Below are 16793 nucleotides of genomic sequence, written 5' to 3' on the forward strand. Positions count from 1 at the left end.
CGAAGCACCGAGCCTCGGCAAAATTCAAAATTCAAAATCCGCAATTTCCTCGCGCACGCCTACTGCAACTTTTTAACAACCGTCTGTAGTCGTGTTCCAGGCGGCATCGGCCACGCTTTATAAATTTCCTGAGGCGTCAATTCTTGGAACTTCGCATTATCCGGCATTCGATCTGGATTGGGCCGCAACCGCGCATCAAAATCCAAAACACCTGTGACACTGCCGGCCAATACCTGCTGTGTCTCCGGCGGCAGGACATCACTCAACTGCTGCAGTGTTCTCTGATCAAGAGCCTTCCACCGCTCGCGAGTTTGCGCCACTTTCTCCGGGTCTGCGGTCTGCGCGGGCTGCGTGTCTCCCATCAACCCGTCATCGTACGCTCTTATCCAACTCAGCCCTTTGAAACGTTCTTCATCCCGCGCCTGCTCCAAAATTTGACGCATCCGCCAAATGGTATCCTTGTCCTTGATATCCAGCAGTGATGCGAGATAACTCGACTGGAAATGCGCGAACTGATCCGGCTCTGCAACGCTTTTGCCCAGGTAAGGCCATGCTTTCGCGAGATGATATTCCTCTGCAGGACTGATTTTTCCCGAAACAAGTTTCTTGACGAGTTGGCTATAAGCCCAGGCATCTGGTGCCGGGTTCGGACTTCGGATCGGCGGCATTTGATCAGGCAACAAACCATAAGTGTTCTTCGTATTGGCAACCCGGTTCGACAACGAACCGACACTCGCCTGCAACCGCGTCACTTCTCCCCTTAACCTCAACAACTCACGATGCTCCCCCCGCAGCCGCTCCAGCTCGGCCATGTCTGGACTCACATTCGTGGACACCTTCAGCTTTTGCTCCGCCAGACTTGCCAGCTTTCGATTCTCCTGTTGCATGGCGGCATTTTCCGTCGACAAACGCGCCAACGACCGCTGTTGCCCCACGAAACCGGCAACCAACCCCACCCCCACCAAGGCGCTCACGCCAAGTTTAACTTTGCTCACGCTCATAATTTTAGAAATGATTGTTCCCATCCCCGTTTGATTCGCCATAAGGGCAGACGACGACTCAATAACCGCCTTCGCCAACCCAGCCGGCACCGCACTCGTGCTTTGACTGGCCAATCCCGCTGCCAGAGCCGTGCCGGTGAGGACAATTCCCCGGCCGGTCAGCAGATTCCTCAATTTCTCCAGCGCACGTTCCACCCGCATCCGCGCTGCGTTCTCACTGACTCCAAGACTGGTTCCCACCTCGGCAAAAGGTCTGTCTTCGAAATAGCGTAACAATATGGCTTCGCGATCTCCCTCTTTGAGTTGGTGCATCAGTTCATCCAACACCCGGCTCGTCGCCGACCAATCCACCTCCGACTCGGATTTTGATAACTCTTGCATCCTATGGGCCTCCTGTTCGCGTTCCCGCCTTCGTGATTCGCCCCGCACTGCTTTTGCCGCCGCATAATGCGTGCTCGTATAAAGCCAGCCTGTGATGGAAACCCGATTCTTCAGCCCCGAAGCCTTGCGTGCCAGGTCAATAAACACCGATTGCGTAACATCCTGGGCCAGGCCGGAATCCCCATTAAGCTGTCTCAACGCAGTCGAATAAACCAACGGGATATGCCGCCGCACCAGCTCGGCAAACGCCTCACTGGAATTTTCATCGGCAAACCGCCGCAACATTTCACAATCGGATGTCATGTTCTAGTGATTAACACCCGCAAAAAAGAAAAGCGCACAAAAAATCTGCTTTCCCAAAATTCGCGTAAGCGCCCCACGACCTTACGTTGTCCACCGTTTACGGTGCCTATGCTCCAATCTCTCCCTCAACCCATCCGCGCATGCGCCCCATGCTGCTGATCCCACCGTCAGGCATCAATCATTGCGTTGGTAGGGCTGTGCTGCGCCGCAGCCCTGATCTCTCTCGCGATCCAATCCAATTCATCGTGCCAACCGCGTAGGCGGTCAGCGACTCCCGATCATGCGCGAGCAATCAATTAAATGGTGGAATGAGACTCAGTCGAATTCTAACCCCGTCGGTGATCCGGCCAATTTCCATCGAGCCTACACGCGCACGCGGCCCACGATCCAAAAGTTCACAGCATCCATCGTTCATTGGGTAGCATCGCCGCGTGAGCGGGATCTAATTTTTCTTTTAACTCCAATTCGCGCACGCGGTTCACAACTCAACCGAACCCACACCCATCCTGGTTGGGAGTCCCGCATTCATGCGGTGCAATTTGCATTCAATTGCTCTCACTCCACAAATGGGGACCGCGCAATAATCCCAAGCACCTCCAACCACTTCAGCCGTACGATTCCCTCCTCGGGAGGGAACACAAGGGAGGGGGACCGAGATGCAAACCAACCAACGATTCGACGCGGCAAGCCCCACCACATCCCACCACCCCCCGCGCGCAACTCACCCAGGACAGCAACCGTGCCGCAATTCCAAATCAATCAAACCATGCCAGACGGTTCACCCTCGCCCCTTGAAATGGGAGAGGGCAGGGTGAGGGAAGATGCGCCTGGGCTTTCCACTACTCCGGGGCCACCCGCGATCGGTGCAATTTACTTCGTCCAATTGCCTTTGTGCCTTTTTGCGCCTCTTCGTGGCATCAGCCCAACTCGAAACTAGCACTTAAAAATGACGCTTGTAATTCCTCACCCGCCTTGCTTTTCTCATGGGCAGAAAATGGAGATGAAAAAAATCCTTATCATTTTTCTGTTGGTGATCTTCACCACCCTGCCCGGCATGGAATGCCGGTTATCAGCCCAAACCACACCTACACTAACTGGTTTCATTCCGGTTGTCCCCGCTTCTGCGGTGGCCATTTCAGGCAACTACGCTTTTCTGGCCAATAACACCAACGGCCTTTTTATATATTCCATTTCCAACAAAGCCGCCCCCGTTCTTATCAGTCACACCAACAACGCGCGTCCCGCTACTCTGGACGCCGCGCATGATGTTGCTGTCGCCGGGAACTTTGCCTTCCTTGCCAACGGCACGGATGGCATGCGGATATACAATATTTCCAATCCAACAAACCCCATCAACGTCGGTCATACCATCACCAACTACGGTGGCGCGGCCAATGGCATAGCCGTTTCCGGCAACTATGCCTATCTTGCCAATGATAGCGACGGCCTGCGAATCTTTGATGTATCGAACCCCACCAATCCCATCAGTGTCGGTCATATCTTCGATGGCCAGGCAAATGGCTTGGCGATGAAGGTCGCAGTCTCGGGTAATTTCGCCTATGTCGCCAAGTCAAAGGACGGTTTGTTCGTTTATAACATTGCCAACCCGGCCAACCCGGTCGGAATCTCAAATCATAAGGTGGGCCCCGGTGCCTTCGGCGCCGCTGTTTCCGGCAACCATGTCTGCACCGCTAATGTCACCGGGGGCTTGTGCACTTATGACATCTCCAATCCAACAAACCTGACTTTTCTCAGCTGTACCGCTACGAATACCACCGCGTATGCGTATTCCGTGGCCATGGCGGGCAATAATGTTTATCTGGGCGACACCTTGGGTGGATTGCGCGTTTACGACATTTCGAATCCATCAAACCCTGTCATTGTTGGTACCTATAGCAATGGGGGAAGTGCCGCTGCCTACGGTATCGCTGTCTCTGATAACTATGCCTATGCCGCGTGTTGGACCTCAGGGACGTACATTTACTCTCTCGATCTCAAACTGACCACAATGAGCACCGCCACCAACACCTTTGTGTTCACCTGGCCCACCAACTCCGCCAGCGTCGTTTTGCAACAAAGCGGCAACCTTGCCAGCCCCGCCTGGGTGAACGTGACGAATATTCCCGTATTAATCGGACCACAGAAACGCGTAATACTACCCAAACCAACCACCAACGTTTTCTACCGTCTGAAACTCTGATCGGCTCTCAACCACCAAACCGATCCGGTCCCGCATCGACGATTCTGACCAGCCCATCGAGCTTATCCGCGGACGCGGTGGGCGATGCAGCCCTCGCGCCAGCAATCAATTATTGGGGTAGGGAAAAGCTGCCGCTTTCTCCGTGACATTGCCAGGGATGATAGACTTTTCCTTGCCTCCATCGCGTAAGCGAACTGCGACTCCACCAACTCGCGAGCAATCAATAAAATGGTGGAATGAGACTCAGTCGAATTCTAATCCCGTCGGCGACTCTACAGAGCCCATCAAGCCAATCCGCGTACGCGACTCACGACTTAATCCCACCACCAGGCACGTTTTAAAAGGTAAGGACGCGTTGCCGCGCGTTCCCTGACAAAGCCATGGAGGCTATACCACCATATGCTTCAACTCGCGTACGCGACCCACATCTCAGCCAACACCACTCTCCCCTTTGTGCTTTTTGCGCCTTTTTGTGGCCCCAATCCGTGTTGAATCCGTGTTCCCTCTGTGGCTAAACTCCTCCCAATAGATCACCCATCACTTGCCACACTTCACCATGCCTCCTCCTACTGACTTCTGGCGCGCCTGGCAATCCTCCCCCGAAATTCGCACCCACGCCGAATCCTGGCTCACCCGCAACCCCGTCGACTGGACCGACGACGACAGTCGCCTCTCCACCCTCATCCACGAAAACCCCGACCTCGCCCTGTCCATCCTCTTCGCCATCATGCAACTCACCGACGACCCAAAACTTCTCGGCCCACTCGGCGCCGGCCCCATGGAAGACTTCCTCGGCCTCCACGGCCAAACCTACATCGACACCATCCACACCCTTGCCCTGCGTGAACGCCGCCTCCGCGAAGTCCTCAACCACGTCTGGCAAGGCTCCATGCCCAAATCCGTCTGGCACCGCATCGAAATCCTCAAACAAAGCCGCTTCACCTAACCCGTAGCGCAGGCTTGCAGCCTGCCGTATCGCCGATTTGCAATCGGCACTGCCTCAACCCAACCCGAACCGCCAAACGAAGATCTCCAAAACTCGCCATTCTCGATTTCCAACTCATTCTCCTGCCGCCCTGCGAACAGGTTTGTGCTGTTCAATTACTTTCAGATCCTCCTCCATTTCCTTGCGCTGTTTCTCGGTGACTCCCTCGAGGGTCAGCGCCTGCTTGGCATATTTAAGCGCTTCGTCAAAATTTCCTGCCTCAGCATAGGCAGCTGAGAGTGTTCCAACACAGTATCCCTTCTTCCACTCTGCCAGTTCGCAAGCTTTCTTGGCGTTCTTCACCGCCTCTTCTCCATTGCGAAATGATGCATTTTCACAAGTAGCTTGTAACCATGCGAGATTATTATACGAAAGCGAATCTGTCGGTTTGCGCTTGATCGCTTCCCGATAATCTTCAATTACTCGGTCGAATTTTCCTTGCTTGTGATACGCTGCGGCTCTGGCGTGTAGAGCGATCACGTTCGTCGGGTTGAGTTTAATTCCCCTACTGTAATCAGCAATGGCCTTCTCCAACTCGCCGCTTTTTTCGTACGCAAGTCCGCGGCTGCCATATGCGGCGGATTCCGCTGGGTTCAATTGAATGGCGCTGCTGTAATCGCTGATTGCCTTTTCATATGCCCCTGATTTGTAGTAGGCCCACCCTCGGTATTCGTAGCTTAGTTCATTCGTCGGATTCAGATCAGTCGATTTGGTGAAGTCACGGATGGCTAGCGGATAGTCTTTCTTGTCAAGATATAGCTGTCCGCGGAATGCATAAGCTACTTCATCATTCGGGTTAAGACGAAGAGCTTCTGCAAAGTCTTTCAGCGCGTCCTGCTCGGCCTTGTTGTACCAATGTGCCCGGCCACGTCTTGTGTAATAATCCCCTTCACTTGGTTTAATCTGAATGGCAATCGTGTAATTGGTGATCGCTTGACTATAATTCTTCAGGGAAACATAGGCCATGCCCAGTTGGTAATGCGCCTCCGCATACGTGGGCTTAAGATCAATGACTTCGTTTAGATCGTTGATTTGGTTTTGAACATCTCCTTTCAGCCGATAAACCAGGGCACGCGCTGCGTAGGACCAAGGGTTGCTTGGATCGAGCTTCACGAGTTTATCCATATCCGCAAGAGCGTGGAGGAAATCTCCTTTTCTCGAAAAAGCCCAACCACGATGTCTATAAGCATACGAGTCCTGCGGATCTAATTCCAAAATTGCCGAACACCGTTCAATTGTTAGATCATAATCATGATGCTTCCACGCCTCCTCGATGGCTTGGTGCATGTTATCCGCGCTCCACCCATTCTCGGACCACAGGATTCCCATCCCGAGAACAACCAGGAGCATCAATCTTTGTAAACTGAGTTTCATATTATCGCCGGAACCGACTATTTATGACCTTACGCGGAAAGTCCAGAACAGTAGCTATCGTCCCGTAGAGCAGCATGCTTGTACACGTGATTGACTTCCTCCTGTTATCAGATGCAAATTTAAAGCCATGAGGCGCCGGACCATCATCATTCCTCTGTTGCTCATTTTCGCAACGGCGATTGGTTTGTCCCTGCGCAACTATCACCCCGAACCGGAATATCAAAACCATCCGCTGAGTTATTGGCTGGACTACAATCCACGCGAAGAAAACCATATCGCTGCTGAATTGCGTTACAAGGCGATCCAAACCATCGGCACGAATGCGTTGCCGGTGTATATCTCTTGGTTGCGTTCCAAAGACTCATATCCAAAGCAATTGATAATGAAATTGCTGGCTCTAATACACATTCATGTTCGCTCTGCGGTAGAACGTCGAGACCTGGCCATGCTTGGATGGCAAGTCGCACAGTTATCACATGAGGTGATCAATCCAAATGTTTGGGAGGAACTCTCCTGGCTCGAAATCGGCGGCTGTGGGCTCGAGTCTGAAGGACAGGAACAGCGTACGATTAACTCCTTGCTGCATGGAACTCCGGAACAAAGAGAGAGCGCAGCCCGCGTAATGCACAGATATTTCTACTCACCTGAATCCATCGACGCCCTCACCTCAGCTCTCAAAGACCCGTCCTCGAGAGTCCGCTATTTCGCTGCACGCTCTCTTGCTTTATCCAGCGAAAACTCCAAACCCGCCATTCCCGCCCTCATTCAATCCCTTCAGGACAAAAATGAATTCGTCCGCATGACCGCCGCCTTCGCCTTGGGCAAATTCGGTCGAGGCGCAACCAGCGCCAGAACCTCCCTCCAGCCATTGTTAAAAGACCCCAACATCGATGTCCGCGCCTGTGCAAAACTCGCGCTCCAACAAATCGACGCGAAGGAAATTGTCATACAGGCGAAAAAATGACGGCTGACTCTGGAAACCACTGGCCTTTGCCAATTCTTCACTAAAACTTAATCCCCAAAGTCGAATGAATCTGCACCTCATCCGGCGTCACCCCCGTCGCTGATCTGGCATCATATGAATCTACCAGGCTCATCCGCTCTGAAAGAGACATGATTGACTTCCCTCCATCATCAAGTGCAAATTAAAAACCATGAGGCGCCGGACCGTCATCATTCCTCTGTTGCTCATTTTCGCAACAGCGATTGGTTTGTCCCTGCGCAACTACCACCCCGAACCGGAATATCAAAACCATCCGCTGAGTTATTGGTTGGACTACAATCCTCGGGAAGAAGACCACATCGCTGATGAATTGCGTTACAAAGCGATCCAAACCATCGGCACGAATGCCCTTCCATTTTATACCGCTTGGGCAAGTGCCAAAGACTCTGCTCCGAAGAAAGAGTTGATCAGATTGTTGGCCTTATTCAACATCCACCTCCGCTCGGCTGAGGGTTATCAGGAAATGGCCGAAACTGGATGGCACACCGCAAATCTGTCACGCGAGATGTTAAGTCCAATCGTTTGGGAAACACTCTCCCGTTTCGATGTCGGCGTATGCGGTCTTATCACCAAGGAGGACGAACAAGACTGCTGTCGTCGCTTGCTAAACGGAGCTCCCGAAGTAAGAGAGGGCGCGGCACGTGAGATGCCAGAATATTTTTTCAATGCACCCGATTCGATCAATACTCTCACTCTGGCCCTCAAGGATGGTTCACCCCGAGTGCGCTATTTCGCCGCTCGCTCGCTGGTGCTCGCAAAAAATTATACAAACTCCCAACCTGCCATTCCCGCCCTCATCCAATCGCTTCAGGACACAAACGAATTCGTCCGCATGACCGCCGCCTTTGCCTTGGGCAAATTCGGCAAAGCCGCAGCCAGCGCCAAAACCGCCCTCCTGCCATTGTTGAAAGACTCCAACACCGACGTCCGTGCCTGCGCCAAGCTCGCTCTCCAGCAAATCGACTCGGACAAGATTGTCATACAGGCAAAAAAGTGACGGCTAACTCTGGAACCCATCCGCGCCACCACCTGCTCTCCGTGGCTTCTGCTAAAACTTAATCCCCAAAGTCGAATGAATCTGCACCTCATTCGGCGTCACGCCCGCTGCCGGCCGGGTGTCATATAAATCAATGAGACTCAGGTTCAGCGAAAGGTTTTTTATCAAGGCCTGGGAAAAAGTGGATTCGAAGCGGATGCGGTAATGGGCGGGTTATTCCCCATGGTTCGACGTTCCAAAAGCCTATAATATCTGCGAGACAGTAGACCATGCTGCCATAATTGAGGGCCTGTACAATGGATTTTCCCACCGACAGAACCTCTTTTAACCGCTGTCGCTGTCAAAAGCATGAATTACCACATGCTGGCTAAAGCATGGTAAGCGGGTTGCTCCCAAGTAGCCCGCTTTTTTCATTTTCAAGATTGATTTGCGCGCCACATGAGCCGTCCAGTTCTGTTCCTGGCGAGCTCCTGCTTCAGATGCGAGTATGAACGAAGTGGCTGTCGGTAGCCGTAAGGCTGCCTTAGCTGCTTCGCTCCGCCAACCATCGATACGCCTCAGGCCAGGACTCTTTCTGCGCCTTGCCACCCACGGCCAGCCCGATGTGCCCCGCTGGCACGACGATAGTCTTGCGGTCCTTCGAACTAACCAGGTCGTTGAAGGGCAAGCTTTGTGCGCAGGGCACCAGATCATCGTTTTTGGCCATGATATTTAACACCGGACAAGTGATATTCTTGAGGTTAATGGTGTGCTTGCCTACGGGCATCCGGCCTTTAATCAATAAATTTTTCTGATAGAGTCCCTTCACAAACTCCCGGAATACCTCGCCGGGAACCGCAATGTTATCGTTCAGCCAGGTTTCCATCGTGAGATAGTCGTCCACAAACTTTTCGTCCCCCATTTTCTCATAGAAGTTGATGGGCTTCTCAATCAGGTTTTGCACCGGCTTGAGCATCTGGAAAGTCGCCTGAAGATACTCCGCAGGGACGTTGCCAAAGGCATCCACGAATTTATCCACGTCAAAATAGTCGGGGTCCGTCCAGAGGTTCAGCAACCCATCGCGTGGGGCAAAGTCAATGCCAGCGGCCAGCAACATCAGGTTTTTGACCTTTTCCTGGTGCAGGGAAGTATACATGGCGCTCATTGTTCCACCCATGCAATAAGCCAGCAGGTTCACCTGGGGGGAACCGGTCCGTTCGCAGACATAATCCACGACATTCGACAGATAACCGTTGATGTAATCATCCAGCGTGAGATGCCGATCCGCAAGAGTTGGCGCGCCCCAATCAATTAGATAGGTGTCAAAGCCGCCCTTCACAAAATGGCTGACGACACTCCGGCCTTCTTTCAGATCCAGAATGTACGGCCGGTTGACCAGCGCAAAAACGAAGATCAGTGGTGTCTTATGGCGCGGTTTAGTATCACTCAAATAATGGAGGAGCTTGAGGTCGCCCTCTTCATAAACCACCTCCGAGGGACTGGCGCCTTTTTTTACCGCCTTGGATTTCTGCAAAAGAAAGGGCAGTTGCGACATGCGGCGCATATGGGCAAATCCTTCGTCCAGCATGGCATGCTGCCATTGAAACCAGGGATTACTAGTAGTAGTATTCTCAGTCATATAGCTCGTTCAACAGATTAGTTGGTTGTGATTCACTTGCTCTTTGTTTGAACCTTTTTGGCCGTGGCCTTGGGTTTCCTCGCCGCTGCTCCCCGCGAGACTTTCGGATTGCCATTCTGGACCGCGCCAGCGACTTTGCCTTCCAACTGCTCCAGGCGTTCTGCCATTGCTTCCAGGCGATTCAGGACACGGTCTTCCGCCTGCCTGATCGCCGCCAACACATTGTCAATGTCCTCCCGCGCTGTTCCCTGGACGGCATGTTGTGCCTGGGTGAAGAAGTCATTGTTCGCTTTGCGAAAGGCAATGGCATTGTCCATCATCGTCTTCATCGATTCCTTAAATTGAGGGGAGCGCATGTAATCCTCCCAGGATTCGGAGAGTGCATTAAATATGCTCCCGCGCAACTGGCGGAGCGATTCCGGAGGGGGTGTCCCCGGCGTGAGCCCAATAGAGCCCGCCTGGACCAGCTTGGTGAAGCTATCCATCCAGATCTTCTGGAACGCGGAAGCTTGGTCGTATGTTTTCTGAAACGAATCGTTCATCGTCATGCCTGATTTAAAAAAGTTAAATTGGTTTGCTGCTAATTTGCGCTAAAGCTAAAGATCCCAAATTGTCCGGGCTGCGCGAATCGTTTCCCGCATGCCCGGGTGGTCAGGATATGCTGGCCGCACTGCCAGCATATCCGGCCAGAAACTCAGCAAAGTTCCACGGCCATGGCGACCGCTTCACCGCCTCCGATACAGAGGGCGTTAATGCCGATTTTTGCTCCACGCTCTTTCATCGCGTTGAGAAGTGTTACCAGCGTCCGCGCGCCACTGGCGCCAATGGGATGGCCCAGGGCAATCGCTCCGCCGTGAACGTTCACCTTATCGTGAGGAATATTCAGGTCCTTCATCGCGGCCATCGTCACCACGGCAAAAGCCTCGTTGATTTCAAAAAGATCCACATCCTGCACCTTCAACGAAAGCCTCTCCAGTAACCGGCTGATGGCACTGACCGGAGCGATGGTGAACAACTCGGGCTCACGGGAAAAGGTGGCGTAACCCAGAATTTTCGCCTGGGGTTTGACGCCCAGTTCCTTCATTTTCTCCTCCGAAAGGACCGCGATCGCCGCCGCGCCATCGTTGATGCTGGAGGCGTTGCCGGCAGTGATGGTTCCTTCCTTGCCGAAAGCCGGTCGCAGTTTGCGAAGCTTTTCTTCATTAAACTTTTTCGGTGTTTCGTCCTCCTTGACAGTGACCGTTTCCTTCCCGGCCGTGACCGCCACCGGAACTATTTCCGATGCGAAGCTGCCGCGGGCACTGGCTGCGACGGCCCGCTTGAAGCTTTCCACCGCATAGTCATCCTGTTGCTGACGGGAAAAGGCATACTTCTCCGCGCAACGATCACCGCACGTGCCCATGTGGAGGTTGTTGTATACATCCCACAAACCGTCCTTGATCAATGAATCGATGAGTTCGCCATTGCCCATGCGATAGCCATTCCTGGCTTTTTCCAAAAGATAGGGAGCCCGCGACATGTTCTCCGTGCCCCCCGCAATCACCACGCGCGCATCACCGCACTGAATGGCCTGTGCCGCCAGCATGACAGACTTAAGGCTGGAACCACAAACCTTGTTCACCGTGGTCGCGCCGACATCCGGGGCCAACCCCGCACCCATGCCCGCCTGCCGCGCCACGTTCTGGCCTAACCCGGCGCTAAGCACGTTTCCAAAGATTACCTCATCCACCTGATTCGCTGGAATGCCGGCACGCTCCAGCGCCGCATGAATGGTAATGCTGCCCAATGCCGGTGCCGGCATGCTCTCAAAAGCACCCCCAAAACTTCCAACCGCGGTGCGCGCTCCACCTGCCAGATAAACGTTTCTTAACATAGAATTAATTGTCCTTTCGCATTGCATGACCCCAAACAAACAGAATCATCCTCGCGGTATCTTTCTTCATTTCGCCGCGGCGGATGCAGCCGAGGCCGCTCCTTTTCGCATGAACTCAGTCCAGGATTGCATTGCCTTCGTCTGCGTTTCCGCGAGCGACTGCAGATTCGATTGCATCACATTCAGGGAGGATTGCCACAATCGCTGCACCTCCGGTTGCACATCCGCCGCCGCAGTGGCAGGCTGGCCATTTGTGGTTCTCTTCAGGAGATTCAAAGTCGTCTTGTTGCCCAGATCAATCAGTCTCAGTGACTCCTCCATGTTTCGCTGTATCGCGGGGATGGCTTGAGACACGACTGAATGCATCTGCTTTTGCAACTCCTGCGTCCACGTCGTTTGCTGACAAATGTTCGTCCACCATTTGGCCGTATCCTCTTGCAGTTTCACACTGGTGCGCAAAGCCTGTTCATAGCTCTTCATCGCTTGACTGAACATTTCAGTTCCAGCCGGCGCCGATTTTTGCGAATGCTGAGAATGCTCTTTTGCTTTATCTTGCATATTTTTACTCCTTTTCAATGCTTGCGGAGTCAGATGGTTCATCGGGTCCAAATCATTTATTTACCTGGGCGCTTCACCGTTCAGCCGGGACCGTTAAGCTTGTTCACTCACTATTGTGCCTCTGCACAATCACAATCCTGATACTGTTATGGTCCACTTGCCGGGAAACGCTTCAGTTGTCAGAAGGCTTGAAAAATCGATCTTATACCCAAGCCTGCATCAGAATTGCCTTCCCACCTTAATGGCAGGTAATACCTCTTGTCAAGAACGGCGTTGTGCACTTGCACTACGTTCCAGTCTCTTCAGAACTGCGCGTTTATCGTGTTCTCCGCCTGGGTTTTGCCTTTGGTCGTTTTGCAGCCGCTGCCAGTTTCGCCTCCAGATTGGCGATTTGTTGCTCCAGATCTCTCACCTTGTCCTGAAGGTCCGGAGCCTCCTTGCTGGCTGAAGCTTCGCCCGCCGCGGCCCCCGGGTTTCGCCCCGGCAGCCCCATAAATTGCATCGCAAATGGATTCAGCATGGCCCGATTCCAGTTGGCCAGGGAAGAGTATATGGCCCCTAATCCGTCGCCACCCTGCAACTGCTCGGCAAACTGCTTGCGATACTCAAGAAACATAGACAGAGCTTGATCAAAATAGCGTTCCAAAAAGTCTTTCGCCATCTGGTCATTAACCCGAATCAAACGCATCAGGAGCGCCACTGGAAACATGTCGATTTTTTGGGAATCCAGCTCGAGAATAATCTGCGCCAGCACCTTGGCGGTAATATTTGCTGAGGTTTTTGAATCGGTCACGCGGATGTCAGATCCCTCGCGCACCAGGGAACGAATGTCCTCCAAGGTCAAATGCTTGCTGCGGGTAACATCGTAGTACCTGCGGTTGGGGTACTTACGAATTTCGATGTGTTTCGGATTATTTTCAGCGTTGTCCGGCATATGAGAATAGATGCAGCATATAGTGCAAGTGCATTACCATATACAAACTATACACGGTTATCGCCTTGGCAGTCAATAGCTATACTCAGTGTTAGCAGATTAGAAGTGGCTAACAATCAATGGATTGCATCGAAGCGTGAAGTTGTTTCCCATGCGGAAAGCGGAAATCTTTGGTGTAGTGCAGACGCACAATATTTGCTTGATAACATAATTGGTTCCATTTACTTTTTAATATTAACAATTATCGATTGGCTCCTCGGTCAATCGGCCAAACGAAAGAAACCTAGCATGAACATCAAAGGCAAAGTTGCGGTAATTACAGGGGCCGCAGGGGGCATTGGTCGCGCTGTGGCGAATGAAATGGCAAACCGCCAGGTCGGGTCTCTGGCTTTGGTTGACAAAACCGAAGCCGTGCATGAGCTGGCGAAGGAAATCAACCAACTCGCAGGTCGAACGGTGGCCACCGGATATCCCGGCGACGTCACGGAAGACTCCTTCCGCAGTTTCGTCTATCGGGATGTGCATGAGAAGCATGGGGTTGTAAACATCTGCGTGCCTGCCGCGGGCATCACCCGGGACAGTTTATCGGTTAAAGTCGACAAGCAGACCGACTCGGTGGTGATCTATCCCGGCAAGACCTTCCGGTTGGTGACGGAAGTCAATCTAATCGCTCCAATTTATTGGGCCTTGGAGTTGGTGGCTGGCATTGCGGACGATCGCCGCAAGAATGGACTCAAGCGCTGGCATCACACTGAGGGCGTGCAAGGCACAATTATTTTCATCGGCTCGGTTTCTTCCCAGGGTAACAAGGGGCAACTGAGTTATTCGGCCACCAAGGCGGGGTTGGAGGGGGCCGCGTCAACCATGAACGCAGAAGCCATTTTCCATGGTGTCCGCTGCGGTATCATCCATCCCGGTTTCACGGATACCCCGATGGTTCGGGCGCTGGGGGAAGAATATATCGAGCAGAATATCATTCCTCAGACTCAACTGCGCCGATTGATCAAGCCGGAGGAAATCGCTGATGCCATCTGTTTCATGATCTCGAATCCTGCCGTTAGCGGCTCAATTTGGGCGGATGCGGGTTGGCGTCCAGCGGCGTAAAAACGCACTTTTTGATTGCTTTTTCCTCGTAACTTTGGTATTCAAAGTTACGAGGAACCTGATGCTCACTCACCTTTCGGCAAGCCATCGAACGTGCAGATAGGGCTTAACGCCAGCTTTGCACTTTTACCACGAAAGAGAGCAATCAAATGAAACAGTTACAAGGGAAGGTTTGTCTGGTTACTGGGGGAACACGAGGCATTGGCCGCGCCATCGCTTTAAGCATGGCTGAAGCCGGTGCCGATATTGCGTTTAATTATGAGCGTTCCAGCGAAAAGGCGGAGGAAATTTGTCACGAGGTCACTGCCCTGGGAGTTCGCTGCCGTGCCTTTGCGGTGAATGTGACTTCGGTCGAGGAAGTGAACCGGATGGTTCAGGAGGTCAATGACTCGCTGGGACCGATCAGTATCGTAATCAACAACGCAGGCATTACGCGTGACCGTACTTTTTTGAAGATGACCAAGGAACAATGGGATGAAGTGATGCACGTCAATTTAGATGGGGTGTTTAACGTCACGCACGCGGCTCTTCCCTTCATGATCAACCTCGGCTGGGGACGAATCATCAACATCTCCTCTTTCGTCGGTCTTACCGGCAACTTTGGCCAGACCAATTACGCCGTGACGAAGGGTGGCATCAATTCTTTCACCATGGCTCTGGCCCGCGAAACCGCGCGCAAAGGTATTACGGTCAATTCGGTCGCCCCTGGCTTCATTGCCACCGACATGACAAAAGAGGTTCCTCCTTCCGTGCTGGACCAAGTCAGAGCCATGACTCCTGTGGGTCGCCTTGGCAACCCGGAGGAAGTTGCGGATGCGGTGGCCTTCCTCGCCAGTCCGCGCGCGGGCTATATCACCGGCCAGGTTCTCTCAGTGAACGGTGGCATCTATATGTAACGTCCGCTCACGCCTGGACACCGGAATCATGCCATGGCGGCAGCTTAAGACCTGCAGCCATGGCATTTCTAATTCAGCGCCTCCAAGCTATCTTCTTGAGCGCGAACGCTCAGTACGTGAATGGCGCGTTTTAGTCCTGTGACGCGAATGGCGTGCTGCGGAAACGCTGTGCGAACGATGTGCTGAAGTTCCATTACCCAAATGGCGCTGTGACTCGCCGTTGTGCGAACGGCGCGCTGGCGGCTCGACTCCTTTCTCCAGTTCCGGCTCTTCATGCGATTTCGGTTTTGAGCTCGAAGGTTCAGGCGGCAGATCATAAATGGTGGCTACCGAACCGTAGGTAGTCGGCTTCATCGTTGAAATGCTTCGTATCGAATGCCGGACATCTTCGAGTCCGGTTGCCCACAACTCCTCCACTGTGGCGCGCGAGAACTCATAATCCTTCGAATAGCCGGCATGTGACAGACCACGATTGGTCAGGCGCGCGATCGTCATCTCCCCGATATCGCGTACTGGCAGAAGAGCTTTTACGTCCGGATCATTCTTGAGCGAAGCTGGCAGCTTGCCCAGCAACCGTTTCAGTGCCAGGTGCATTTCAGCCAGTTTCCTGATCCGATCGCTACTGAAGGGTACCCGGCTCGCATAACGAATGTCCAAGTCCCGCCTCAGCACCTCATCAATATCCTTCGGCAGGTCTCCGTCCGCTTTGAAGATGTCGACTTGCAGCACCAACGCCTTCTCCCGCGGCAAGTGCTCCAATACATACCAGAGCGGCGAATTGGACACGACACCACCATCCCAATAGTACTCCCCGTCAATCCCCACCGGAGGAAGCCCTGGCGGCAATGCACCGCTCGCCCGCACGTGGTCCGGAGTTATCTGTGTCTCGTGATTGTCAAAATAGACGGATTTGCCAGTGCTTACGTTGACCGTGCCGAGCGAAAGGCGCACCTTATGGCGGTTGATCAGGTCGAAGTCGGCCAGTTCTTCGAGCGTAGCTGTGAGCATTTCCGTGTCATAGTAGCTCAGGCGTTCCGGCACTTCGTCCGGAATGGAAAAGGAAGGCGGCGGCACGCGCGGAATGAAAAAACCCGGCACCCCGTTTATGATGGAGGCGGAAGCGCTCAGTTGGTTTAGCGCGGGACGTATCGGGTCAAGCCATGGTGGCGGAATCAGCGGAACATGCGCCGAAACTCGCTCCCAGAATGCTCGCAATCGTTCCACCCTTCGCCCGGGCGGATTGCCGGCGATCAAAGCTGCATTCATCCCGCCAATTGATATGCCCACCACCCAGTCCGGCACGATGCCCGCTTCCACCAAGCCCTCGTACGCGCCAGCCTGATACGCCCCCAGCGCTCCGCCACCCTGCAACAGGAGGATAGTGTGATCAAATTTTCCATTCATACTCTTAGCCTTCTCAGTGATTGAATTTAATTGTGCTTTAACCGTCGCCCGGGCGTTGTCTCCATGCTGCGACCGCTCCTTATAAACAAAAGAGCCTAAGCCTGAGGTCAGACCACGACCACGTAGGTGAAACCCTACAACCCGGAAACCCGCGGCGAGGCA

The 16793-nt window shown here is 53.2% G+C and carries 14 protein-coding genes; 6 read left to right on the forward strand and 8 right to left on the reverse strand.

The window, feature by feature from the left end; translation table 11 throughout:
* Nucleotides 1-59: 59 nt before the first annotated feature.
* Entirely contained in the window at nt 60-1685 is a 1626-nt protein-coding gene (locus CFLAV_RS20320) for an RNA polymerase sigma factor (RefSeq protein WP_083809056.1), read from the reverse strand.
* 1000 nt (nt 1686-2685) lie between these two features.
* Between CFLAV_RS20320 and CFLAV_RS20330 the strand changes: the two genes are divergently transcribed.
* Both CFLAV_RS20330 and CFLAV_RS35055 read left to right on the forward strand, forming a co-directional pair.
* Nucleotides 2686-3885 carry an LVIVD repeat-containing protein gene (locus CFLAV_RS20330; protein ID WP_160164625.1) on the forward strand — a complete coding sequence of 400 codons (1200 nt, stop codon included), beginning with the start codon at nt 2686-2688 and terminating at the stop codon, nt 3883-3885.
* Nucleotides 3886-4441: 556 nt separating this feature from the next.
* Nucleotides 4442-4831, forward strand: coding sequence for a DUF6869 domain-containing protein (locus tag CFLAV_RS35055; protein WP_007416703.1), 390 nt, complete (start codon nt 4442-4444; stop codon nt 4829-4831).
* A 114-nt stretch (nt 4832-4945) separates the two neighbouring features.
* Here the strand turns inward: CFLAV_RS35055 and CFLAV_RS20340 are convergent, their stop codons facing one another.
* Nucleotides 4946-6244 carry a tetratricopeptide repeat protein gene (locus CFLAV_RS20340; RefSeq protein WP_007416704.1) on the reverse strand — a complete coding sequence of 433 codons (1299 nt, stop codon included), beginning with the start codon at nt 6242-6244 and terminating at the stop codon, nt 4946-4948.
* Nucleotides 6245-6371: 127 nt separating this feature from the next.
* Here CFLAV_RS20340 and CFLAV_RS32760 point away from each other — a divergent pair, with 127 nt between their 5' ends.
* Entirely contained in the window at nt 6372-7208 is an 837-nt protein-coding gene (locus tag CFLAV_RS32760) for a HEAT repeat domain-containing protein (protein ID WP_007416705.1), read from the forward strand.
* A gap of 190 nt (nt 7209-7398) precedes the next feature.
* Complete coding sequence (locus tag CFLAV_RS32765; RefSeq protein ID WP_007416707.1) at nt 7399-8244, forward strand: HEAT repeat domain-containing protein; 846 nt, start codon at nt 7399-7401, stop codon at nt 8242-8244.
* Between the two features lie 523 nt (nt 8245-8767).
* Here CFLAV_RS32765 and phaC read toward each other — a convergent pair.
* From phaC to CFLAV_RS20375, 5 genes are all read right to left on the reverse strand, one after another.
* Nucleotides 8768-9862 carry a class III poly(R)-hydroxyalkanoic acid synthase subunit PhaC gene (gene phaC, locus CFLAV_RS20355; protein ID WP_007416708.1) on the reverse strand — a complete coding sequence of 365 codons (1095 nt, stop codon included), beginning with the start codon at nt 9860-9862 and terminating at the stop codon, nt 8768-8770.
* 32 nt (nt 9863-9894) lie between these two features.
* Nucleotides 9895-10404, reverse strand: coding sequence for a hypothetical protein (locus tag CFLAV_RS20360; protein ID WP_150107517.1), 510 nt, complete (start codon nt 10402-10404; stop codon nt 9895-9897).
* A gap of 152 nt (nt 10405-10556) precedes the next feature.
* The gene (locus tag CFLAV_RS20365) at nt 10557-11735 is read right to left on the reverse strand and encodes a thiolase family protein (protein WP_007416710.1); all 1179 of its coding nucleotides are present in this window, start codon (nt 11733-11735) and stop codon (nt 10557-10559) included.
* A 66-nt stretch (nt 11736-11801) separates the two neighbouring features.
* Entirely contained in the window at nt 11802-12293 is a 492-nt protein-coding gene (locus tag CFLAV_RS20370) for a hypothetical protein (protein WP_007416711.1), read from the reverse strand.
* A gap of 316 nt (nt 12294-12609) precedes the next feature.
* Nucleotides 12610-13227 carry a polyhydroxyalkanoate synthesis regulator DNA-binding domain-containing protein gene (locus tag CFLAV_RS20375; protein WP_007416712.1) on the reverse strand — a complete coding sequence of 206 codons (618 nt, stop codon included), beginning with the start codon at nt 13225-13227 and terminating at the stop codon, nt 12610-12612.
* A 288-nt stretch (nt 13228-13515) separates the two neighbouring features.
* Between CFLAV_RS20375 and CFLAV_RS20380 the strand changes: the two genes are divergently transcribed.
* Both CFLAV_RS20380 and fabG read left to right on the forward strand, forming a co-directional pair.
* A complete protein-coding gene (locus tag CFLAV_RS20380; protein ID WP_040549608.1) occupies nt 13516-14331 on the forward strand; it encodes an SDR family NAD(P)-dependent oxidoreductase in 816 nt (271 codons plus the stop codon).
* A gap of 149 nt (nt 14332-14480) precedes the next feature.
* Nucleotides 14481-15227: a 3-oxoacyl-[acyl-carrier-protein] reductase gene (gene fabG, locus CFLAV_RS20385; protein WP_007416714.1), complete on the forward strand. Its 747-nt coding sequence runs from the start codon at nt 14481-14483 to the stop codon at nt 15225-15227.
* Between the two features lie 87 nt (nt 15228-15314).
* Here fabG and CFLAV_RS20390 read toward each other — a convergent pair whose 3' ends face one another.
* Nucleotides 15315-16631 (reverse strand): patatin-like phospholipase family protein, encoded by a 1317-nt coding sequence (locus CFLAV_RS20390; RefSeq protein WP_050785893.1) that lies wholly within the window; start codon nt 16629-16631, stop codon nt 15315-15317.
* Nucleotides 16632-16793: the final 162 nt, after the last annotated feature.

Origin of the sequence: Pedosphaera parvula Ellin514 (assembly GCF_000172555.1) — a bacterium.
Classification (GTDB): Bacteria; Verrucomicrobiota; Verrucomicrobiia; order Limisphaerales; family Pedosphaeraceae; genus Pedosphaera.

Excerpts from the sequence above, each read along its gene's own strand:
- CFLAV_RS20320 (WP_083809056.1), bottom strand. The coding sequence starts at position 1,685 with ATGACATCCGATTGTGAAATGTTGCGGCGGTTTGCCGATGAAAATTCC.
- CFLAV_RS20330 (WP_160164625.1), top strand. The coding sequence starts at position 2,686 with ATGAAAAAAATCCTTATCATTTTTCTGTTGGTGATCTTCACCACCCTG.
- CFLAV_RS35055 (WP_007416703.1), top strand. The coding sequence starts at position 4,442 with ATGCCTCCTCCTACTGACTTCTGGCGCGCCTGGCAATCCTCCCCCGAA.
- CFLAV_RS20340 (WP_007416704.1), bottom strand. The coding sequence starts at position 6,244 with ATGAAACTCAGTTTACAAAGATTGATGCTCCTGGTTGTTCTCGGGATG.
- CFLAV_RS32760 (WP_007416705.1), top strand. The coding sequence starts at position 6,372 with ATGAGGCGCCGGACCATCATCATTCCTCTGTTGCTCATTTTCGCAACG.
- CFLAV_RS32765 (WP_007416707.1), top strand. The coding sequence starts at position 7,399 with ATGAGGCGCCGGACCGTCATCATTCCTCTGTTGCTCATTTTCGCAACA.
- phaC (WP_007416708.1), bottom strand. The coding sequence starts at position 9,862 with ATGACTGAGAATACTACTACTAGTAATCCCTGGTTTCAATGGCAGCAT.
- CFLAV_RS20360 (WP_150107517.1), bottom strand. The coding sequence starts at position 10,404 with ATGAACGATTCGTTTCAGAAAACATACGACCAAGCTTCCGCGTTCCAG.
- CFLAV_RS20365 (WP_007416710.1), bottom strand. The coding sequence starts at position 11,735 with ATGTTAAGAAACGTTTATCTGGCAGGTGGAGCGCGCACCGCGGTTGGA.
- CFLAV_RS20370 (WP_007416711.1), bottom strand. The coding sequence starts at position 12,293 with ATGCAAGATAAAGCAAAAGAGCATTCTCAGCATTCGCAAAAATCGGCG.
- CFLAV_RS20375 (WP_007416712.1), bottom strand. The coding sequence starts at position 13,227 with ATGCCGGACAACGCTGAAAATAATCCGAAACACATCGAAATTCGTAAG.
- CFLAV_RS20380 (WP_040549608.1), top strand. The coding sequence starts at position 13,516 with ATGAACATCAAAGGCAAAGTTGCGGTAATTACAGGGGCCGCAGGGGGC.
- fabG (WP_007416714.1), top strand. The coding sequence starts at position 14,481 with ATGAAACAGTTACAAGGGAAGGTTTGTCTGGTTACTGGGGGAACACGA.
- CFLAV_RS20390 (WP_050785893.1), bottom strand. The coding sequence starts at position 16,631 with ATGAATGGAAAATTTGATCACACTATCCTCCTGTTGCAGGGTGGCGGA.